This is a genomic window from Kocuria sp. UBA5001 (assembly GCF_002398425.1).
In the GTDB taxonomy this organism is placed as follows: Bacteria; Actinomycetota; Actinomycetes; order Actinomycetales; family Micrococcaceae; genus Kocuria; species Kocuria salsicia.
The window spans coordinates 155,567-174,453 of the sequence record NZ_DGYR01000001.1 but is presented as its reverse complement, the minus strand read 5'-3'; the positions used below and the strand labels follow the sequence as shown (position 1 = coordinate 174,453).

Genomic DNA, 18,887 nt, shown 5'->3' with positions numbered 1-18,887 from the left:
ATGACGGAGACATTGGAGCAACGACAAGCGGCCACGGCTGGGACCGCGGACTCCGCGCCGGCGGGTGTGCTGGGCACGGGGATGTGGACCGGGACGGGGCGAGGCGCCACCTTCACATGGGTGCACACGCCCGAGAACGGCAGGACGCGGGGCCTGGTGGTGCTTGCGCCGCCCGTCGGCCGGGAGGCTGTGCAGGGTTACCGCGCGCTGCGCCAGCTGGCCATGCTGCTGGCCGGGGCGGGGTACTGCGTGGCCCGGGTCAGCTACCGGGGCACGGGGGACTCGCACGAACTGCAGCCGCAGGACGACGTGCTGCGCGTGTGGGAGCGCAACATCCTGGACGCCACCGCGCAGGCGCGGCGGGTATGCGGCGTGGAGCAGCTGCCGGTGTACGGCATCGGCTACCGCGTGGGCGGCGGACTGCTGGCACGGGTGGCGGAGCGCTTCGACCGCGTGATCGCGTGGGAGCCCGTGAGCGGACGGACGTTCGTGAACCAGTGGTCCCGCCTGCGCCGGGCCACCCTGCCCGAGATCCCCGTGACGGACGGGGTGGACCTGATGGGGCTGTGGCTCACGGACGAGCAGGCCCGCGAGCTCTCCTCTCTCCCGGACCCCCGCACCATGGGCGCCCGGCCGGAGAACCTCGAGGTCCACCGCGAGAAGGATCAGCCGCGCGCCAAGATCATGTACGGCGTGGATTCCCTGGACGTGCGCGTGCACTACGACGTTCTCGAGGACCTGCTGCGGCAGCTGCCGCGCGAGGAGCTCGTACCGCTCACGGGCACAGGTCGCGGTCCGCGGCGCAACGAGTTCCGTGCCGCGGACGGCACCGCCTGCGCGGAGGAGATCGTGGCGGTGACGCCCAGGGGCTACCCCGGGATCCTCACGGGTCCCCTGACAGGTGAGGGTTCGCTGACGGACGGCGGCCGAGCTGCACATGACGGCGCGCACGCCGCGATCGCGCCCCGGCCGGGCATGCCCACCACATTCTTCGCCCCCGGTGCGTCCGAGCCCCGGGACGGCTCCGCGCTGTGGTCCGAGACCGCACGTCGGCTCGCGGGGCTGGGCGTGGCGAGCCTGCGGGCGGACCGTGACGGCGCGGGCGACCGCGCTCTGCTGTGGTCCGACCGGGACCCGAACCCGTACCGCGACCTCAACGCCGAGGCGCTCCGGGAGCAGGCTGCGTGGCTCGCGGAACGATTCGACGCTGACGTCGTGTCCACCGTCCTGTGCTCCGGTGCCTGGGCCGCGCTGCGTGCCGCCCGGGAGCCGGCCGGTCTGCCGGTGAAGGGCATGGTCCTCGTGAGCCAGAACGAGTGGCGCATGAACCAGGCATTCTTCGACCAGCAGCGCACCGCCTACGACGGGGACGCCAAGCTGCGGGCCAAGGCAAATGCCACGACAAGTGCGACGGTGGGCGCCACGGCCGAGCGTGCGGCGTCGACGTCGGCACGCTCCGCGCGCCCTGCGGGCGGTGCAGCTGACGGCAGCGGGGCCGGCAACAACGCGGTGGCCAACGGGATGGTGGCCAACGGCGTGGGGGGCGACGACGGCGCCCGCCCGGGTGCCGCGTGCCGGCTGGCGACCACGGGCAGAGCTGCAGCGCGCCGGGCACTCGCCGGGGCGACGTCGTGGGGCAGGGAGCTGCTGACGAAGGGCAAGCGGGCCGGATCGCGGGCGCTACGCCGGCACGCGCCCGAGAGCGTGTGGAACCTCATGGGACGCAACCCGGCGGCGTCGATCCCGGACCACGTCCTGGACCGTGCGAGCCAGGACCGCTGCGTCGTGCTCATCGTGGGCCCGCAGGACGAACCCCGGTACCGGGAGACCACCGCGGACCGCGCCGTCGCCCGGCTGCAGCGCCGCGGGCGCAGCATCGACGAGCGCTTCTCCCCGGGCGTGGACCACTCCGTGCTCTCCCGCACCGCCCGCAACGAGCTCGCGGGCCACCTCGACGAGCTCTTCGCCCATTGGAAGGCCCAGTAGCAACCCCATGACAGACACCCGCTCCAGCCCCGTACCCGCCGCCGAAACGCAGACGTCCCGGGTGGGGACCAACATCCTGTGGAACTACATCTCGGGTTTCACCAGCGTGTTCGGACTCCTGCTGCTCTACCCCTTCGCGATCGCCATCGTGGGGGCCGAGTCCTACGGCCTGTGGGTCATCACGTTCAGCGCCATCCAGCTGCTGACCATGTCGGACTTCGGGCTGGGTACAGGGATCGTGCGCACCCTCGCGGACATCCCCGACGACGATCCGGGCGCCCACGCCAAACGCCGCAGCTTCGTGGGCGTGGCCCTGCTGGTCTTCCTGGTGCTCGCCGTGGTGCTCACGGCGCTGTACTTCGCGGTTTTCCCGCTGTACCTCACGACGGTGGCCGTCCCCGAGCGGGACCGGCACGCGGTGACGCCGCTGCTGCTGGCTGCGGGGGTCACGCTGTTCTTCTCCGTGCTCGGACGCGCGTGCAACTCTCTGCTGTGGGGCCTCAACCGCCCGGACATCGAGCGCAAGGCCGCCGTGGTGGCGATCCTGGGCCGTGCGGCCGGCTACGCCCTGCTCATCCCGCTGCACGGCGGGCTGATCGCGCTCGTCCTTGTGGAGTGCGCGTCCCTGCTGCTGCCGCCCATCGTGTGCTTCTGGGCCGTGTACCGCCGCTTCGGGCTGGCGCGGCCGCTGCCCGGTGCCTGGAAGGAGCAGGGCCGACCGCTGCTGCGGATGTCCTCGGTGCTCTCCATCGGGTCCCTCTCGCTGCTGGGCGTGTACCAGCTGCCGCTGTTCATCGTGGGCCCCACCCTCGGGCTGCAGGCCGCCACGGCGTTCGGTGCACTGATGCGGGTGAACCAGAGCGCACGGCTGGTCGTGAGCTGGATCTCGATGCCCTTCGCCTACCCCATCAAGAAGTCGCGAGGTGCCGAGGCTGCGGAGCACATCCGGGTGGCGACGACGGTCGCCCTGCTGGTGGGCCTCATGCTCAGCATCCCGCTGCTCGCCATCCCCACGGAGCTGCTGACCGTGTGGCTGGGCGCGGGCATGGCCTTCGCAGCACCCGCCCTCGCCATGGTGGTGCTGGGTGTGCTGGGGGAGTCCCTGGGCCAGGTCCCCAACCTGGTGATGACACTGCGGGGCAACCCCCTGGTGGCGTCCCTCATCAGCCTGGGCGTCCTGGTGGTTACGCTGCCCGCTGTGTGGCTCGCCGCCGGCACCGACAGCCTGGAGCTCGTCATGGCTGCTTCCGTGGCACCCCTGCTGCTCGCGGTTCCGGTGCAGCTCTACTTCAGCGAGCGTGCCGAGCCCTCGGGGGTCACTGGGGCGAATCTGCGCACGTGGGCGCTGATGGCCCTCGGGTCGGCCGGGGCCGTGGGGGTCTTCATGCTCGTGGGCCGTGTGCTGCCGGACGTGGTGACGATCGGTGTGTGCGCGGCCGCGCTCGGCGCCGTCTTCGTCATGGCCTTCCGCCGGATCCGCCGCCGCGACCGGGAGATCAACGAACGCGCAACGCAGGAGCACGGCGGGCGTCAGGAACCGTCCGTCAGCTCCTCGTAGAGCTCACGGTAGCGCCGGGCGGTGCCGCGGCTGTCGAACTCGGTGCGTCCGAGCTCCCAGCTGCGACGCCGCCACTCGCCACGCTCCGCGGCCGGGAGGTCCACGAAGCGGTTCATGGCACGGCCCAGGGCTTCCGGATCGCGGACGGGCACCACGGCCTGCGGGTCCACGGCCAGCAGCTTCGCGTCGCCGGTGTCCGTGGTGATCACCGGCACGCCCTCGCTCAGCGCCTCCAGACCCGCCATGGGCAGGGCCTCGTGGTTGCTCGCGAAGACCACGGCGTGGGCGCTGCGGATCAGCGCGTGGACGTCCGAGACCGAGCCCAGCAGAGTCACGGCCTGACCGATGCCCAGCGTCTCCAGCTCGATGGTGAGTGCCTCGTTCCCGGGGTCCACCAGGTGGCCCGCGCAGAACAGCCGCGCGTCGGGGTGCTCGGCGAGCACGCGCGCGAAGGCGCGGAAGAGGGTGGGGTGGTCCTTCTGCTCCACGCAGCGGCCCAGGTGCACGAACACCGGGGGACCGGAGGGCTCAGGGGCGGGAACCGGCGAGATTCGCGTGCCGTTGTGCACGACGCGGATGTGCTCCGTGCCGAAACGGTAGTGCGACTCCGCCGCGAAGCCGAGGGCAGAGTTGGAGCACGCGACCACGGCGTCGAGCCGGGCGGAGGCCTGCGCCGCAAGCCACCAGGTGACCCGGGTGACGGGCTTCTGCGCCAGGTGCAGGCTGTTGTGCAGGGTGGCCACGCGCCTGGCCCCGTGCGGGGTGACCTCGTTGACCAGGTCTGACTGCTGCAGGTGGGAGTGCACCACCTGGATGCCGTGCTCCGCGACGAGCCTTCGCAGCGCGCGCATCGCCCTCAGGGGCACCACGTCGCGGCGGGTCATGCCCACGTAGGCGGTGCTCGTGGCGGCGGCCTCCAGCCGTGGCGAGAGCGCTCCCTGGCCCATGAGGACCAGGAGGTGGGCGTCGTCGCCCTCGGGGCGCGCGAGCATCAGCTGCTCGATGAGCGTCTGCGCACCACCGGTCTCGGCGTCGTTGACAATGTGGAGAACGCGCACGGGGCGGGCCTTTCTGGGGAGAACGGAAGAGTTCAGGTGCCGTGGGGGAGATGCCGCCGAGGCGTGCGGGGATCACAAGTGGGCTGACGGGCCCGCTGGGCCGGTCGGCACGGCGGTGGGAGCGCCGATCGACTCGGCGCCCTCCGGAGCCCACGGGGCTGCGGTCTCCCGGGTGTCCTCGGAGCGGGTGATCTCCAGCCCCAGGCACACGCCGGCGGTGCCCCACACCCAGAAGGCGGAGTCGTAGCTCGTGGTTCCGCCGGCGACCACGATCCACACCACCAGCGTGCACAGCCCGAGCCACAGCGGGTTGCGCCCGCCGGACCTCAGGCACATCACGGCCATGAACAGGACGAGGGCCAGTCCGAAGACCATGCCGTCCTCGAGCACCACGCGCCCGATCACGGAGTAGATGTCCGGGAGAGGGTTGTAGTGCTGCAGGTCGCCCAGGGGCATCCGGCCCGCCAGGAACAGCTCGTTGGACCGGCCCCTGCCCACACCCAGGAGGAAGACGAGGGGGTCGGAGAAGAGGTAGCGGACGGATGCCGTGATGGAGGAGCCTCGGTCCGCCCAGGACCAGTTGAAGGACTCCTGCCGGTCCTGCAGCACGCCCACGCCCACCCACACGGCGCCGGCGAGCCCGGTGGGCACCAGCAGCACCGCGGCCCACGCATGGCGCACGGCGTAGGGGGCGATCGCGGCCACGAGCACCACGCCCAGCACCACCACGGCGGCACCGGAGCCGGAGATTGCCACGGCCCACAGCACCAGGGCGAGGGCGACGACGTCCCGCGCCGTCATCCGTCGCCGGTAGTGGCGCGCGAGGAGCACCAGGGCCATGGCCATGAGCGAGAGGGTGCCCACCATGAAGGAGGTCTCCGGGAAGAGCCCGAAGGGCCGGCGCACGTACTGCATGAACGTCTCGCTGAAGTCGGAGACGTTCGCGTAGCCGGGGAGGTCGTAGAGGCCCTCAAAGGGAATGGTGTCCAGCACGTCGAAGAACACGTACTTCTGCACGAGCGTGAAACCGGCGCTGAGGAGCATGGCCCAGCTGAGCCAGGGGATGGTGCGCGCTCCCAGGAACACGGTGGCTGCCGCGGTCCCGGCCAGGGGGAGGGTAAACACGAGCCAGGTGATGGACCCCGGGATCTGCAGCGGCTGGGACGTGAAGAACATCCGCAGGAACGAGGCCGCGAAGGGCACGGCCCCCACCAGCAGGGCGGTCCACATCACGGGCATGTGGCGCCCGCAGCGCACGATCAGGACCACCGCCACGAGGCTGGACAGTGGCAGGTTGGTGTTCGAGCCCAGGGGGACCGCCGCGTAGGGCAGCACCGAGAGCACGATCAGCACCGCGGCCAGTGCGCGGTCCAGCCGGGTGCCCCGTGCGCCGGTCACGGGCGGGTCCCGACGCGCGGCGGCGCGGGCGGCACGCCGGGTGCGGGACCGGTCCGTGGGGGGCACGGCGGTGGAGCTCATGCGACCTGCACTCCCAGGACGGCGGCCACGGAGGGCTCCCAGTCCGTGTGGTCGACCGGGGCAGGCCCGGTGCCGTGGGAGGGGGCGACGCCGCTCGCTCCGGCACCCGCGCGCGGTCCAGACGCCACGGCGTTGTCGAACGCCGCGCGCAGGGCGCGCCCGAAGGCGGCCGGGTCGCGGATGTCCGCGGCGGTGAACCCGGGGTAGTCCCCGGCCTGCTCGCGCAGCGAGGCGAGGTCCGAGGCCACCACGCGGGTGCCCGTGCCGATGGCCTTGGCGAGGACGCCGGAGTGGGCGTCGAAGTGGGTGTAGGGCAGCACGATGACCGCGGCGTCGCGCACGTGCCCGGCGAACTCTTCGCGGCTCAGGAAGCGGTCCTCGAAGTCCACGGCGGGGTAGCGGGTGGCCAGGCGGGTGAGCTCCGCGCCCAGCTCCGGGCTCTCGGCCGCGCCGCGCACGAGCAGCGGCACCCCGGCCTCACCGGCGGCGACGACGGCGTGCTCGATGCCCTTGTTGGCGCGGACCTCACCGATGCACAGGGCGTGCGGCCCCGCGTCCGTGCCGGTGGTCGCGGTGGGCACCTGCGGATCGAGCCGCGAGGACACCGGCAGCGCCACGGCGCTCACAGGGCGGTCCGTGTAGCCCCGAACGATCTCGGCCTGCTCGGCGCCGTGCGTGATGACGCGGTCCGCCCGGCGCGCGCAGGCCCGGTCCAGCCACAGCAGCACCTTCTCGCGGACGGAGGCGCTGGCGAGGTCGAAGTGCGGCTGGGCGTTGTGCACGAACACGGCCGTGCGCTGGGTGCGCCGAGCGCGCAGAGCCCCGGGGACCGGGTACTTGGTGGAATCCAGGGCGAGAACGGCGTCCGCGCCCGCGCGCCGGGCCGCGGCGCGCACCGCTAGGTGCTCGCGCAGCAGGTCCGCCACCTGCAGGCCGGCGCGCAGCACCTTGCCCGGGGACGAGGCCGGAACGGTGGTGCGGCGCGGCGGAACGGTCTCCACTACGCGCACGGGGTGCCCCGGACCCCAGCCCAGGTACTCCCGGGCCCCCGGGCGGGAGACGAGCGCCACGGCGGCGACGTCCGAAGACGCCTCCAGTGCCAGCGCAAGGTCTGCGGCGTGCTCGAGCTGTCCGCCGTACTCGGTGGGGCACACGACGACGACGTCGCGCGGGTGCCCGGGGCGGGAGCGCTCAGTGCTCATGCGAGTCGTCCACCGCGGCACGGGCACGGCGGGTGGCGCGGTGCTCCGCTCCGGCGCGTTCGCGGGCGCGCAGGGACCGGCCGCCGCGCAGGAGCACCAGGAGCAGACCCGCGATCAGACCCACGAGAGCGCCGAGGGCCGCGTTGACGGCGGCGGAGGGGCCCGAGGACTTCTGCGGCACCGCGGCCTTCTGGACCACGTTCAGCTTCACGTTGGCGGGCTGCTGGCCGTCCTGCGCCTGCGGAATGGTCTCGAGCGAGCGGCTGACCTCCACGAGGCTGTCCGCGGTGGCCTGGGCGATGTCCGCGGCCTGCTGAGCGGAGGTTCCGGTGGCGGTGAGCGTGATCATCGCGGTGTTGGGCTGGTTGGTGGCGACGACGCCGGACTCCGCAAGCTCCTCGGGCGTCTCGTCGAGGTGGACGGTGTCCACCACGGGCTGGAGCACCGAGTTGGTGGTGGCCACCCGTGCGTAGGACGCGGCGCGGGCCACGGCGAACTGCTCGCCCATCTGCAGGTCCGTGACGGAGCGGGGATTCGCGACATTCACGAAGACCTGTGCCTGGGACTCGTAGGACTTGGGCATCAGCAGGCCCGCCGCGGTCCCGAGGAGCACCCCCACCACCGTGGTGAGCACCACGAGCAACCACATGTCCTTCAGACAACGGACGTACTGACTAAGATTCACGCTTCTCCCCCTTGACCGATGAGCACACTGCCTCGGTCCTTGCGAGCCCACGGCTCTCCCCTTGGACGTGGCCAACTGCAGAAAAATCCTACCGAGGGGCTACGGCAGGGAGCCCCGAAAACACGTCGTTCGGGGCAAACGTGCCCCTATGTGTGGACGGATCCCAGCGGGGGCGGCTCTGCGCGATTCCTAGACTTGGACGGGTGCCAGGTCAGGAGACCGGCGCCGCACTTCGGGGGCGGGCAGCACGCCGAGCTCCACGGTGAGCCACGGGCCGCACGGTGTGGCAGCGAGCCACGACCGTGAGCAACGACAGGGGAGAAATGGCACACGAGAGCACGCCCGGTACCGAGGGCGAGGTCCCGCTCGTCAGCGTGGTCATCGCCGTCTACAACGGCCAGGACCTGGTGGGGCAGGCGATCAGCAGCGTGCTGCGCCAGACGCACCCGCGTGTGGAGGTCTTCGTGGTGGACGACGGGTCCACGGACAACACCGCGCATGTGCTCAGGGGCTACGAGGCCGTGAACCGCCCCGGCAGGACGGTCCGGGTCATGCGCCAGGACAACGCGGGATGCGGTGCAGCCCGCAACCGGGCGCTTGGACTCGTCGCGGGGGACTTCGTCACGTTCCTGGACGCGGACGACCAGCTGCTGCCGCACCACCTCGAGACACTGCTGGCCCGGTACCGGGAGCTGCAGCGCGAACCCGGACGCGAGCGCACCGTGGTCTACGCCAACGGCTGGCAGTGCACGCCTTCGGGGATCAACGCGGAGCGGGTGCAGTACCGCGAGCGGATGCCCGAGCCGCAGCAGCAGCGCAGCGTGGTGCTTGAGTACAACATCGGCAGCCTCTACGGCCTGTTCCCGCGCCACTTCTTCGAGGAGGTGGGCGTCTTCGACCCGCAGCAGGTCTTCGTGGAGGACTGGGAGCTGTGGCTGCGGGCCGTCTACTCGGGGTGGCGCTTCGACCGGGTGGACGATGTCACCTCGATCATCGCGTGGTCGGGCGGCTCCATGCAGTCCCAGCGGGACCGGATGGCCGCGGGGGAGGAGATGGCGCTGCGCAAGACGCTCACCCGCTTCGAGCGGGAGCTGAGCGAGGAGGAGCGCCAGAAGCTGCTCACCCGGTTGCGCAAGGGCTCCCCGCTCGCCGCCGTTTCGGACGCCGAGCAGGCCCTGCGGGAGGGGCGCGCGGCGGATGCGCGTCGGTATCTTGAGCTCGCGGCCCGGATGATGCCGAGCCAGCGCCGTGTCACGGTCAAATCCCGCCTGGCTCGCCTGCCGGGCGGGACGGCGTGGCTCGTGCGGCGCCAGCGCGCCGTGGACCGCAGCGTGGGGTACACGGACGCCATGCGGCGCTGAACCAGGCCGATCGGCGGCACAATGGACCGGGTGAGCACCTCCACTGAACCAGCCCCCGTCCTCCTCGCGTGCGCGCACGGTACCCGTGACCCCGCAGGCCAGAGCGCTGTCGCCGCGCTCGTCGCCGAGGTGCGCACCGCACTTCCAGACGTCCCCGTGGTGGACACCTGGGTGGACGTCCAGGAGCCGGACCTCGTGGCCCGCACGGCGCAGCTCGCCGGGGACGACGCCGTGGTGGTCCCGCTGCTGCTCTCCGCCGGCTACCACGTGTTCGTGGACATGGCCCGCGCGGTGCGGGGCACCCCGCGCCACCGGGTGGCGGCGGCGCTCGGTCCGGACCGCGGGCTCGCCCGCATCATGGCCCGCCGGCTCGCGGAGGCGGTGCGCGTGAGCGGCGGGCCCGACGTCGGCCCGGGAGACAGGATCGTGATGGTGGCCGCCGGCTCCTCGGACCCCCGCGCGGGCGAGGACTGTGAGCGCACCGCGCGGCTGCTCACCGAAGAGGTGGGCCTCCCGGTCACCCCCGCCTACCTCTCCGCGGCGCGCCCCACGCTGCCGGAGGCCGTCGCGGAGGCCAGGCGCGAGCTGGGCACCCCGCCGGAGGACCGGGCGGGGGACGACGCCGCGGCGGAGCGACGTGGCGACCCCGGCTGCCCCGAGGCGCCGACCGAGTCAGAGATTCGCGCGGCCGCCGCGGGTGACGCCGACGTGCCGCCGCCGTGCCCCGAGTCACCTGCACACCAACCCACCACGTCCGCGACGCCGCGGTCCGGGCACGGCGGGGCCGCGGGTCGGGTTCTCGTGGTGCCGTACCTGCTGGCCCCCGGGTTCTTCCACGGCCGCGCACTTGCCGCGGGCGCGGACGTGACCGCCGAGCCGCTGCTCGTGGCCGGGGGCGAGGTGCCCCAGGAGCTCGTGGCGCTCGTCGTCGAGCACTACCGGGAGGCGGCCGCCCTCGCGTGATCGCACACGGCCTTGACCATGGCCCCGAGGCGGAAGCGCTCGGGGACCACGGCGTTCATGATGCCGGCCTCCTCGAGCGGCTGCACGCAGACGGGGCCGATTGCCACGGCGGTGCAGCGGCCCTCCCGCAGCGAGGCCACGACGCCGTCGCGGCAGCCCGCGGCAGTGGCGGCATCGAGCACCGCGTCCACCGCGGGGGCTGCCGTGAAGGTCACATAGTCCAGGTCCCCGGCCGCGATCTCGCGAACGAGCCGGGACAGCCGTGAGCCCTCGTCCGCAGACTCCCAGCGGTAGGGGGCGATCACGCGCACGTCCAGTCCGGCGGATCGCAGCCGACCGAGCTGCTGCTCGTCCGCCGTGCCGTGCAGCTGGAGCGTGACGGTGCCCGGGGAGGGCATCTCGAGCACCCGGTCCACGAGCTCGGCGGTGCGCCCGGAGGAGCCCGTGTACGCGCACGGGATCTCGAGTGCCTGCAGCTGGCCCTTCGCCTTGGCGCCGCGCGCGTACACGGTGCTCTCGCGCAGAGCCGCGAGCAGCTCCTCGCGCAGGCCGTGCTCCTCGGCGACGGACAGCCAGCGCTTGACCCCGTAGCCGGTCGTGACCAGCACGGTGCCCGGCGCGGAGGCGACGGTCTCGCGGACGGCGGCCACCACGTCGTCGTCCTCGTCCGTGGGCGTGATCTTCAGCGCGGGTGCGTACTGGACGCGCGCGCCGTGGCGCTCGAACGCACCGCCCTGTTCTTGGGCGCGGCGGTGCGCCGTGATGGCCACGGTGAGGCCGGTCAGGGCGTGGGGCTGGGACGTCGTCATGGACTCCAGGGTACGAGCCGACGACGGGTGGCTGCACCGGTGTGCGTGTCGGGACTCGCGGGTAGGCTGAAACGCGATCAGGGGGGCGGCGTCGGCGGGAGCACCACGGCTCGGCGCGCCGTCCCGCCCACGATCCCCGTCACTATTCCTCATCACGATTTCTCGGCACGGACCCGGTGACGGCGCCGCTCACCGCCCCTGCCCATTCCGTCCGCTCATCCCGTCGACTCACCCAGGAGCCACCCACCCATGTCCCTGACCGGTCTGCTCACCGCCCTCTGCGAGGACCGCGGTTTCGCCAACATCCGCTCGCAGGCGTCACGCCCCCTCGCGGAGCGCTCGGCGGAGACGATCATCAGTGCCACGGACGGACTGCGCGCGCCAGTGCTCGCGCAGATCGCGAGCGGCCTGGAGCAGGCGCACGGGGCTGTCTCCAGCGGGGCGGCGGCGAACGGTGTCGCGAGGCCGGTGCTGCTCGCCGTGACCGCCACCGGGCGGGAGGCTGAGCAGGTGCAGGCCGCGCTCGAGTCCTACCTGCCGGCCGGGGGCATCGCGAACTTCCCGTCCTGGGAGACCCTGCCGCACGAGCGGCTCTCCCCCCGTTCGGACACCGTGGGCCAGCGCCTGGGCGTGCTGCGCCGGCTCGCGCACCCGGACGCCACCGCTGAGCCCCTGCGCGTGGTCGTGGCCCCGGTGCGCTCGGTGCTGCAGCCGGTGGTCGCCGGGCTCGGTGAGATGGAGCCCGTGACGCTGCGCACGGGGCAGGACTACGACTTCCAGGGGCTCGTCAAGGACCTCGCGGCCGCCGCGTACGCGCGCGTGGACATGGTCACCAAGCGCGGCGAGTTCGCGGTGCGCGGCGGGATCGTGGACGTCTTCCCGCCCACCGAGGACCACCCCGTGCGCCTCGAGTTCTTCGGGGACGAGCTGGACGAGATGCGCTGGTTCGCCGTCGCGGACCAGCGCACGCTCGCGGACGCGGCCCACCCGAGCGTCGTCGTCGCCCCGCCGTGCCGCGAGCTGCTCGTGACGCCGTCCGTGCAGTCGCGCGCCGCCAAGCTCAAGGAGCAGCTGCCCGGGGGCCGGGAGATGCTGGAGCGCATCGCCGGGGGACAGTACGTGGAGGGCATGGAGTCCCTCGCGCCGCTTCTCGCGGACGACATGGTCCAGGTGCTGTCCCTGCTGCCGGAGGGCTCCATGACCGTGGTGCTGGAACCGGAGAAGGTCCGGGCCCGCGCACACGACCTCGTGGCCACCAACGAGGAGTTCCTCATGGCGGCGTGGGAGTCCGCGTCCGGCGGCAACGACGCGCCCCTGGACCTGAACACCGCGCTGGACACGGACGACGGCGCCACCCGTTCGCTGGCCTCAGGCTCCTTCCACACGATTGCCGAGGTGCGCGAGCTCGCCCTCGACCGCTCGGTGGGCTGGTGGTCCGTCACGGGCCTCAACGTCAACGCCGTGACCGCCTCCCAGATCGACGCCGACACCTCAGAGGAAGAGGTGCACCTCGCGGACACGGACGCGGACACCCTCACCGTGGGTGGACGCGAGCCCACCCGGTTCGCCGGGGACGTGGAGGCCATGCTGAGTTTCCTTGCCCAGCGCGTGCGCGAGGAGTGGCGCGTGGTGCTCGTGACGGACGGGCCCGGGCCCCTGCAGCGGCTGAGCGAGCTGCTGCACGGCGCGGAGATCCCCGCGGCACGCTACGAGACCCTCACCGAGAGCCCGCAGCCGGGGCTCGTGGAGCTGACGACGGCGCGCGCGGGTCGAGGCTTCGTGCTCGAGGCCACGCGTACCGCCCTCCTGACGGAGGCGGACGTGCTCGGCCGGGCGAGCACCTACGACACCCGCGCGGAGCGCAGGCTTCCGCAGCGGCGCAAGCGCAACCAGGTGGATCCCCTGGCCCTGCAGAAGGGCGACTACGTGGTGCACGAGCAGCACGGCATCGGCCAGTTCGTGGAGCTCGTCCAGCGCCCGATCGCCGGTGCAATGACCGTCCCGGGCCAGCCCAAGCCCGTGCGCGAGTACCTGGTGCTGGACTACGCGCCGTCCAAGCGCAACGGTCCGAGGGACCGGCTGTTCGTGCCCACGGACCAGCTCGACCAGGTGAGCAGCTACGTGGGCGGTGAGGCACCGTCGCTGTCCAAGATGGGCGGTGCGGACTGGAGCAAGACCAAGCGCAGCGCCAAGAAGGCCGTCAAGGAGATCGCGAACGAGCTGATCCGGCTCTACTCGGCGCGCATGGCCTCCAAGGGCCACGCGTTCGGCCCGGACACCCCCTGGCAGCGCGAGCTGGAGCAGGCGTTCCCGTACGTGGAGACACCGGACCAGTTGACCACCATCGACGAGGTCAAGGCGGACATGGAGCGGCCTATCCCCATGGACCGGCTGATCTCCGGAGACGTGGGCTATGGCAAGACCGAGGTGGCGGTGCGCGCGGCGTTCAAGGCCGTGCAGGACGGCAAGCAGGTGGCGGTGCTTGTGCCCACCACGCTGCTCGCCCAGCAGCACACCGAGACCTTTGCTGAGCGCTTCTCGGGCTTCCCCGTGCGCCTGGCAACCCTCTCCCGGTTCCAGAGCGCCAAGGAGTCCAAGGCCACCATGGAGGGGCTGCGCAGCGGCGCGGTGGACGTGGTGATCGGCACCCACCGGCTGCTGAGCAAGGAGATGCAGTTCAAAAACCTGGGGCTGGTGATCATCGACGAGGAGCAGCGCTTCGGCGTGGAGCACAAGGAGAAGCTCAAGGCCATGCGCACGGACGTGGACGTGCTGGCGATGTCCGCCACGCCCATCCCGCGCACGCTGGAGATGTCCATGACGGGCATCCGCGAGACCTCCACGCTGGCCACCCCGCCGGAGGAGCGCCACCCCGTTCTCACGTACGTGGGTCCCTACACGAACAAGCAGGTCTCGGCCGCGGTGCGCCGCGAGCTCATGCGTGAGGGGCAGGTGTTCTTCATCCACAACCGGGTGTCCACCATCGAGGCGCGGGCCAAGGAGCTCGCGGAGCTCGTCCCGGAGGCGCGGATCGCTGTCGCCCACGGGCAGATGAGCGAGTCCCGCCTGGAGCAGATCATCGTGGACTTCTGGGAGAAGAAGTTCGACGTGCTGATCTGCACCACCATCGTGGAGACCGGCCTGGACATCGCCAACGCGAACACGCTGATCGTGGACCACGCGGACCGCTACGGCCTCTCGCAGCTGCACCAGCTGCGCGGTCGCGTGGGGCGCGGGCGCGAGCGGGCGTACGCCTACTTCCTGTACCCGGTGGAGAAGCCGCTGAGCGAGACCGCGCTGGAGCGTCTCAAGGCCGTGGCCGCGCACAACGAGCTCGGCTCCGGCATGCAGCTGGCCATGAAGGACCTCGAGATCCGCGGCGCCGGAAACCTGCTGGGCGGCGAGCAGTCCGGGCACATCGCCGGCGTGGGCTTCGACATGTACCTGCGTCTCGTGGGCGAAGCCGTGGCCGAGCACCGCGGGGACCAGGACACCGGGCCCGCGGAGATGAAGATCGAGCTGCCCGTCAACGCGCACCTCCCGCACGACTACGTGCCGGGGGAGCGGCTACGCCTGGAGGCCTACCGCACCCTGGCCAACGCCGCCACGGAGCAGGCCGTTGTTGAGGCCGCGGAGGAGCTCGAGGACCGCTATGGACCCGTGCCCACCCCCGTCGCCAATCTCCTTGAGGTCGCGCGGCTGCGGATCCGCGCCCGCGCCGCGGGCCTCACGGACGTGGCCACGCAGGGAAACATGATCCGCTTCTCGCCCGCGGACCTCACCGAGTCCCGCGAGATGCGCCTGCAGCGCCTCTACCCGGGATCCCAGGTCCGTCCCGTGCCGGGCACAGACGCGCGCATGGTGCTGATCCCCAAGCCCAAGACCGCGCGGATCGGCGGCAAGGATCTCGTGGACGGGGACATCCTCGCGTGGGCCGGCGAGGTGCTGGACGCGATCTTCCCGGTGCTCGAGACGGCCGGGTCTGGCTCCGAGGCCGGGTCCGCTTCCTAGGGACGCAGGGGGACGACGACGCAGCTCGGCAGGGGTCGGGGACGCCGCACCTCCCGCGGTGTCCACCTCTCAGCCGCTCCGTGACGAACAGTCATGGGACATCTGCTCGTGACCGGTGGCGCCGGCTCCATCGGCGCCACCTTTGCGCAGCAGAACATGTCCTTCAACGGCACCCGGGGCACCACGCGCTGCATCCACGCCGAGCCGTGGGACACGGACGACTCGGTCGTGACCGGCCGGGTCTTCGGCGTGTGGGTGGACCTGCGCGAGGGGCCCGGCTTCGGCGCCGTCGTCGCACGGGAGATCACTCCCGCCACTGCGGTGCCCGCGCCCCGCTACCGCGCGGTGGTCAACGCGGCCGCGTTCACCGCCGTCGACGCCGCCGAGACGGACGAGGGTTGCGGGGAAGCGTGGGTGGTCAGCGCCTAGGGTGCCGCCGCGCCGGCGCCTGCGGCCGGGCGGTGCACCAGGCCGACGCGCGGGGTCCGAGCTCCGAGTCTGACTTCCAAGTTCCCGGCGGCTGCCGGTGCGGCGTCTGAGGTGTAGAAGTGCCCGGCTTCCCTGAGGGTTTCGTGGTTTGTCCACACCTCAGATTCCTCCACGGGGGTGCGCCCCGGGCAACGGCCAGGTGGGGCCGACCGGCCGTGGACTGAGAGACGGCGGGGCGAAGCGGGGGCACCCCCGACAACGCGAGAGCCCCGCTCGTCCGTGGACGGGGCGGGGCTCCTACAGGTGCGCGGTGCGCTCAGCTGGTGACGCGGTCCTGGCGCTGGCCCACGGGACCGGTGCGCTGCGCCATCTCGGAGGCGTCGCGGGGAAGGTCCAGGGTGAGCTCGGTGCCGCCCGTGGAGTGCTTGGCGGTGCTGCCGTTGAGGAACAGGGTGGGGACCATCAACGCCAGGCCGTAGACCAGGATGCCCACCAGGAAAAGCACCCAGCTGTCCGGGTAGGTGCTGAAGAGGTACAGGCTCAGCACAACGGTGATGAAGCCGCCCACGAAGAGGATCGCGTTCTTCACGACGTCCCCCTGGCCGGAGTACTCATGACGGTTGCGGGTGTTGGCCCCCCGGTGCGAGTGGGCGGTGCGGGCGTCCGCGTCCGCGTCCACGGCGTGGCTACCGTCCTCCACGGTGCGCCCCGCAGCGTGCCCGGAGGAGTGCGCAGCACTCGTGGGAACGTCGGCTTCCGATCTTCTGACCATGACTTCACCCTTTCGGACCGCCACTGCGGGCGCATTGCTGTCTTGCGGTCAGTCTAGTGCCTGGGACCCGCACTTGGTGACATTCTGTCTGTGGCCCGCGCGGGGGACGTCGGGGGACGACGCTGCGGGTCCGTGACGGGGCGCGGAACCTGCCTCAGAGCTGGGCGACGACGTCCGCGAGCAGCCGGGAGATGCGCGGACCCGCCGCGCGCCCGGCCTCAAGCACCTCCTCGTGGGAGAGGGGCTCGGGGCTGATCCCGGCCGCGAGGTTCGTGACGAGGGACATCCCGAGCACCTCGAGACCGGCCTGGCGGGCGGCAATGGCCTCGAGCGCCGTCGACATGCCCACGAGGTCCGCGCCGAGCACCTTGGCCATCTGGACTTCGGCCGGGGTCTCGTAGTGCGGGCCTGGGAACTGGGCGTAGACGCCCTCGTCCAGTTCCGGGTCCACACGGTGGGCGATCTCCCGCAGCCGGGAGGAGTAGAGGTCCGTGAGGTCCACGAACGTGGCGCCTTCCAGCGGGGACCGGGCGGTGAGGTTCAGGTGGTCGCTGATCAGCACGGGTGTCCCGGGGCCCCACGCGGGGTTCAGCCCGCCGCAGCCGTTGGTCAGGATCATGACCTGCGCACCCGCGGCTGCAGCCGTGCGCACCCCGTGGGCGACGGCGCGCACTCCCTTGCCCTCGTAGAAGTGGGTGCGGGCACCGATCACCAGGGCGTGCTCGTCGTCCGGCAGTCGAATGGAGCGCAGCGTGCCGCCGTGACCTTCCAGTGCGGGCTTGGAGAAGCCGGGGATCTCGTGGGCGGGAACCTCGGCCACGGTCTCACCGAGCAGGTCCGCGGCGCCGCCCCACCCGGAGCCCAGCGTCAGCGCGATCCGGTGGCTCTGCACACCCGTGCGCTCGCGCAACGCCTCGGCCGCCTGCCGGGCCAGGTCGAAGGGGTCCGTGGTCTCTGTGGTGGTGGTCATGGGCCCACTGTAGGACAGCCATCGCGCGGCGTCAGCGTGTGGGAGCCCCCGGTAGGCTGGGGCCCATGGCAGACATGACTGTGCAGAGGGAATTCGCGGACCAGAAGCTCGTGATCATCGGCGGTGGCCCGGGCGGCTACGAGGCGGCGCTCGTGGCGGCGTCGCTGGGGGCGGACGTCACCGTGGTGGAGGAGCAGGGCATGGGTGGTGCCGCCGTGCTCACGGACGTGGTGCCGTCCAAGACGCTCATCGCCTCCGCGGACACCATGAACCGCTTTGCGTCCGCCAGGGACCTGGGCGTGCACGTGGGGGACGACCTCGATGCCACGGAGGAGCTCAACAACCTCCGCGTGGACCTGGACAAGGTCAACGTGCGCCTGCTGCGTCTGGCTGCCACGCAGTCTCGTGACATCAAGCGCGGCCTGGAGCGGGTGGGTGTGCGCGTGGTGCAGGGCCGCGGGCGCATCGTGGACCGCCACACCGTGGTGGTGGAGCCCAGTGACGACGAGCCCTACGAACTGAGGGCGGACGTTGTACTGGTCTCCGTCGGCGCGCACCCCCGCGAGCTGGAGACCGCCAAGCCGGACGGCGAGCGGATCTTCAACTGGAAGCAGATCTACCAGCTCACCGAGATCCCTGAGAAGCTCATCGTCGTGGGCTCAGGTGTCACCGGCGCCGAGTTCGCCTCGGCCTACAACGGCCTGGGATCGGACGTCACGCTGATCTCTTCGCGCGAGCAGGTGCTCCCCGGTTCGGACAAGGATGCCGCCCAGGTGCTGGAGAACGTCTTCGAGCGCCGCGGGCTGCGCGTGCTATCCCGTTCCCGTGCGGATGCGGTGGAGAATACCGGCGACGGCGTCCGGGTCACCCTCTCAGACGGCCGCAAGATCCGTGGCTCGCACTGCCTCCTGGCGGTGGGGTCGATCCCGAACACCGCGGACCTGGGCCTCGAGGGGGCGGGCGTGGCGCTGACGGACAGCGGCCACATCCGGGTGGACACCGTCTCCCGCACCACGGCCCCCGGCATCTACGCGGCCGGTGACTGCACCGGTGTGATGCCGCTGGCGTCCGTGGCCGCCATGCAGGGACGCATTGCGATCGCGCACATCCTGGGCGACACGGTGCACCCGCTGCGCACGGACGAGGTGGCCTCCAACATCTTCACCTCGCCCGAGATCGCCTCGGTGGGCATCACCCAGCAGGATGTTGAGGACGATCCCGCCATGTTCGTGGGGATGTCCATGAACCTGGCCACCAATCCCCGCGCCAAGATGATGGCGGTGGATGACGGCTTCGTGAAGATCTTTGCCCGCCGCGGCAGCGGCACCGTGATGGGTGGCGTGGTGGTGGGCCCGCGCGCCTCCGAGCTGATCTTCCCGATCGCCCTCGCCGTCACGCACCGCCTGGGTGTTGACGACCTCTCGGACACCTTCGCGGTCTACCCGTCCCTGTCCGGCACGATCGCCGAGGCCGCCCGCCGCCTGCACGTGCACCGCTGACGCAGCGGCCCCGGTCCTTCCCCGACGGGGCTGACCGCCCGGGCTTCCCGTGACGCCTCGGCCGGGGCGAGTACCGCGTGCTCGGCTACGACGACGCCGCGGTGA

The 18,887-nt window shown here is 71.9% G+C and carries 14 protein-coding genes; 7 read left to right on the top strand and 7 right to left on the bottom strand.

Annotation, left to right across the window (positions count from 1 at the left end; all coding sequences use genetic code 11):
* Together B3G12_RS00800 and B3G12_RS00795 are read left to right on the top strand one after the other, a co-directional pair.
* Nucleotides 1-1,986: a hypothetical protein gene (locus B3G12_RS00800; protein ID WP_290498611.1), complete on the top strand. Its 1,986-nt coding sequence runs from the start codon at nucleotides 1-3 to the stop codon at nucleotides 1,984-1,986.
* 7 nt (nucleotides 1,987-1,993) lie between these two features.
* A complete protein-coding gene (locus tag B3G12_RS00795; RefSeq protein ID WP_290498610.1) occupies nucleotides 1,994-3,544 on the top strand; it encodes a lipopolysaccharide biosynthesis protein in 1,551 nt (516 codons plus the stop codon).
* On the opposite strand, the gene B3G12_RS00790 is transcribed toward B3G12_RS00795, so the two are convergent.
* The 4 genes from B3G12_RS00790 to B3G12_RS00775 all read right to left on the bottom strand — a co-directional run bounded on the left by B3G12_RS00790 (nucleotide 3,517) and on the right by B3G12_RS00775 (nucleotide 7,968).
* A complete protein-coding gene (locus B3G12_RS00790) occupies nucleotides 3,517-4,602 on the bottom strand; it encodes a glycosyltransferase (protein ID WP_290498608.1) in 1,086 nt (361 codons plus the stop codon). The two genes, B3G12_RS00795 and B3G12_RS00790, sit on opposite strands and share 28 nt — an antisense overlap.
* Before the next feature lie 72 nt (nucleotides 4,603-4,674).
* The gene (locus B3G12_RS00785; RefSeq protein WP_290498606.1) at nucleotides 4,675-6,081 is read right to left on the bottom strand and encodes a hypothetical protein; all 1,407 of its coding nucleotides are present in this window, start codon (nucleotides 6,079-6,081) and stop codon (nucleotides 4,675-4,677) included.
* Nucleotides 6,078-7,283 (bottom strand): glycosyltransferase family 4 protein, encoded by a 1,206-nt coding sequence (locus B3G12_RS00780; RefSeq protein WP_144942345.1) that lies wholly within the window; start codon nucleotides 7,281-7,283, stop codon nucleotides 6,078-6,080. The genes B3G12_RS00785 and B3G12_RS00780 overlap by 4 nt, the downstream gene beginning before the upstream one ends.
* Entirely contained in the window at nucleotides 7,273-7,968 is a 696-nt protein-coding gene (locus tag B3G12_RS00775; RefSeq protein WP_144942344.1) for a YveK family protein, read from the bottom strand. The genes B3G12_RS00780 and B3G12_RS00775 overlap by 11 nt, the downstream gene beginning before the upstream one ends.
* A 323-nt stretch (nucleotides 7,969-8,291) precedes the next feature.
* Here B3G12_RS00775 and B3G12_RS00770 point away from each other — a divergent pair, with 323 nt between their 5' ends.
* The gene (locus tag B3G12_RS00770; RefSeq protein WP_055084351.1) at nucleotides 8,292-9,329 is read left to right on the top strand and encodes a glycosyltransferase family 2 protein; all 1,038 of its coding nucleotides are present in this window, start codon (nucleotides 8,292-8,294) and stop codon (nucleotides 9,327-9,329) included.
* Between the two features lie 21 nt (nucleotides 9,330-9,350).
* Nucleotides 9,351-10,292: a sirohydrochlorin chelatase gene (locus tag B3G12_RS00765; protein ID WP_414672713.1), complete on the top strand. Its 942-nt coding sequence runs from the start codon at nucleotides 9,351-9,353 to the stop codon at nucleotides 10,290-10,292.
* Here the strand turns inward: B3G12_RS00765 and B3G12_RS00760 are convergent.
* Nucleotides 10,265-11,101, bottom strand: coding sequence for a uroporphyrinogen-III synthase (locus B3G12_RS00760; RefSeq protein WP_290498601.1), 837 nt, complete (start codon nucleotides 11,099-11,101; stop codon nucleotides 10,265-10,267). The genes B3G12_RS00765 and B3G12_RS00760 overlap by 28 nt on opposite strands.
* A 249-nt stretch (nucleotides 11,102-11,350) precedes the next feature.
* On the opposite strand from B3G12_RS00760, the gene mfd reads away from it, so the two are divergent.
* A complete protein-coding gene (gene mfd / locus B3G12_RS00755) occupies nucleotides 11,351-15,112 on the top strand; it encodes a transcription-repair coupling factor (RefSeq protein WP_144942340.1) in 3,762 nt (1,253 codons plus the stop codon).
* 93 nt (nucleotides 15,113-15,205) lie between these two features.
* Nucleotides 15,206-15,541 carry a dTDP-4-dehydrorhamnose 3,5-epimerase family protein gene (locus B3G12_RS12405; protein WP_144942339.1) on the top strand — a complete coding sequence of 112 codons (336 nt, stop codon included), beginning with the start codon at nucleotides 15,206-15,208 and terminating at the stop codon, nucleotides 15,539-15,541.
* 316 nt (nucleotides 15,542-15,857) lie between these two features.
* Here B3G12_RS12405 and B3G12_RS00745 read toward each other — a convergent pair whose 3' ends face one another.
* Entirely contained in the window at nucleotides 15,858-16,313 is a 456-nt protein-coding gene (locus tag B3G12_RS00745) for a hypothetical protein (protein ID WP_144942338.1), read from the bottom strand.
* Between the two features lie 154 nt (nucleotides 16,314-16,467).
* Nucleotides 16,468-17,283 (bottom strand): purine-nucleoside phosphorylase, encoded by an 816-nt coding sequence (locus tag B3G12_RS00740; protein ID WP_144942337.1) that lies wholly within the window; start codon nucleotides 17,281-17,283, stop codon nucleotides 16,468-16,470.
* 74 nt (nucleotides 17,284-17,357) lie between these two features.
* Here B3G12_RS00740 and B3G12_RS00735 point away from each other — a divergent pair, with 74 nt between their 5' ends.
* Nucleotides 17,358-18,782: an NAD(P)H-quinone dehydrogenase gene (locus B3G12_RS00735; RefSeq protein WP_164497807.1), complete on the top strand. Its 1,425-nt coding sequence runs from the start codon at nucleotides 17,358-17,360 to the stop codon at nucleotides 18,780-18,782.
* Nucleotides 18,783-18,887 lie beyond the last annotated feature (105 nt).

What these genes read in the sequence shown, in the direction of transcription:
- B3G12_RS00765 (WP_414672713.1), top strand. Translation starts at nt 9,351, where the DNA reads ATGGACCGGGTGAGCACCTCCACTGAACCAGCCCCCGTCCTCCTCGCG.
- B3G12_RS00785 (WP_290498606.1), bottom strand. Translation starts at nt 6,081, where the DNA reads ATGAGCTCCACCGCCGTGCCCCCCACGGACCGGTCCCGCACCCGGCGT.
- B3G12_RS00780 (WP_144942345.1), bottom strand. Translation starts at nt 7,283, where the DNA reads ATGAGCACTGAGCGCTCCCGCCCCGGGCACCCGCGCGACGTCGTCGTC.
- B3G12_RS00740 (WP_144942337.1), bottom strand. Translation starts at nt 17,283, where the DNA reads ATGACCACCACCACAGAGACCACGGACCCCTTCGACCTGGCCCGGCAG.
- B3G12_RS00770 (WP_055084351.1), top strand. Translation starts at nt 8,292, where the DNA reads ATGGCACACGAGAGCACGCCCGGTACCGAGGGCGAGGTCCCGCTCGTC.
- B3G12_RS00800 (WP_290498611.1), top strand. Translation starts at nt 1, where the DNA reads ATGACGGAGACATTGGAGCAACGACAAGCGGCCACGGCTGGGACCGCG.
- B3G12_RS00795 (WP_290498610.1), top strand. Translation starts at nt 1,994, where the DNA reads ATGACAGACACCCGCTCCAGCCCCGTACCCGCCGCCGAAACGCAGACG.
- mfd (WP_144942340.1), top strand. Translation starts at nt 11,351, where the DNA reads ATGTCCCTGACCGGTCTGCTCACCGCCCTCTGCGAGGACCGCGGTTTC.
- B3G12_RS12405 (WP_144942339.1), top strand. Translation starts at nt 15,206, where the DNA reads ATGGGACATCTGCTCGTGACCGGTGGCGCCGGCTCCATCGGCGCCACC.
- B3G12_RS00760 (WP_290498601.1), bottom strand. Translation starts at nt 11,101, where the DNA reads ATGACGACGTCCCAGCCCCACGCCCTGACCGGCCTCACCGTGGCCATC.
- B3G12_RS00735 (WP_164497807.1), top strand. Translation starts at nt 17,358, where the DNA reads ATGACTGTGCAGAGGGAATTCGCGGACCAGAAGCTCGTGATCATCGGC.
- B3G12_RS00745 (WP_144942338.1), bottom strand. Translation starts at nt 16,313, where the DNA reads ATGGTCAGAAGATCGGAAGCCGACGTTCCCACGAGTGCTGCGCACTCC.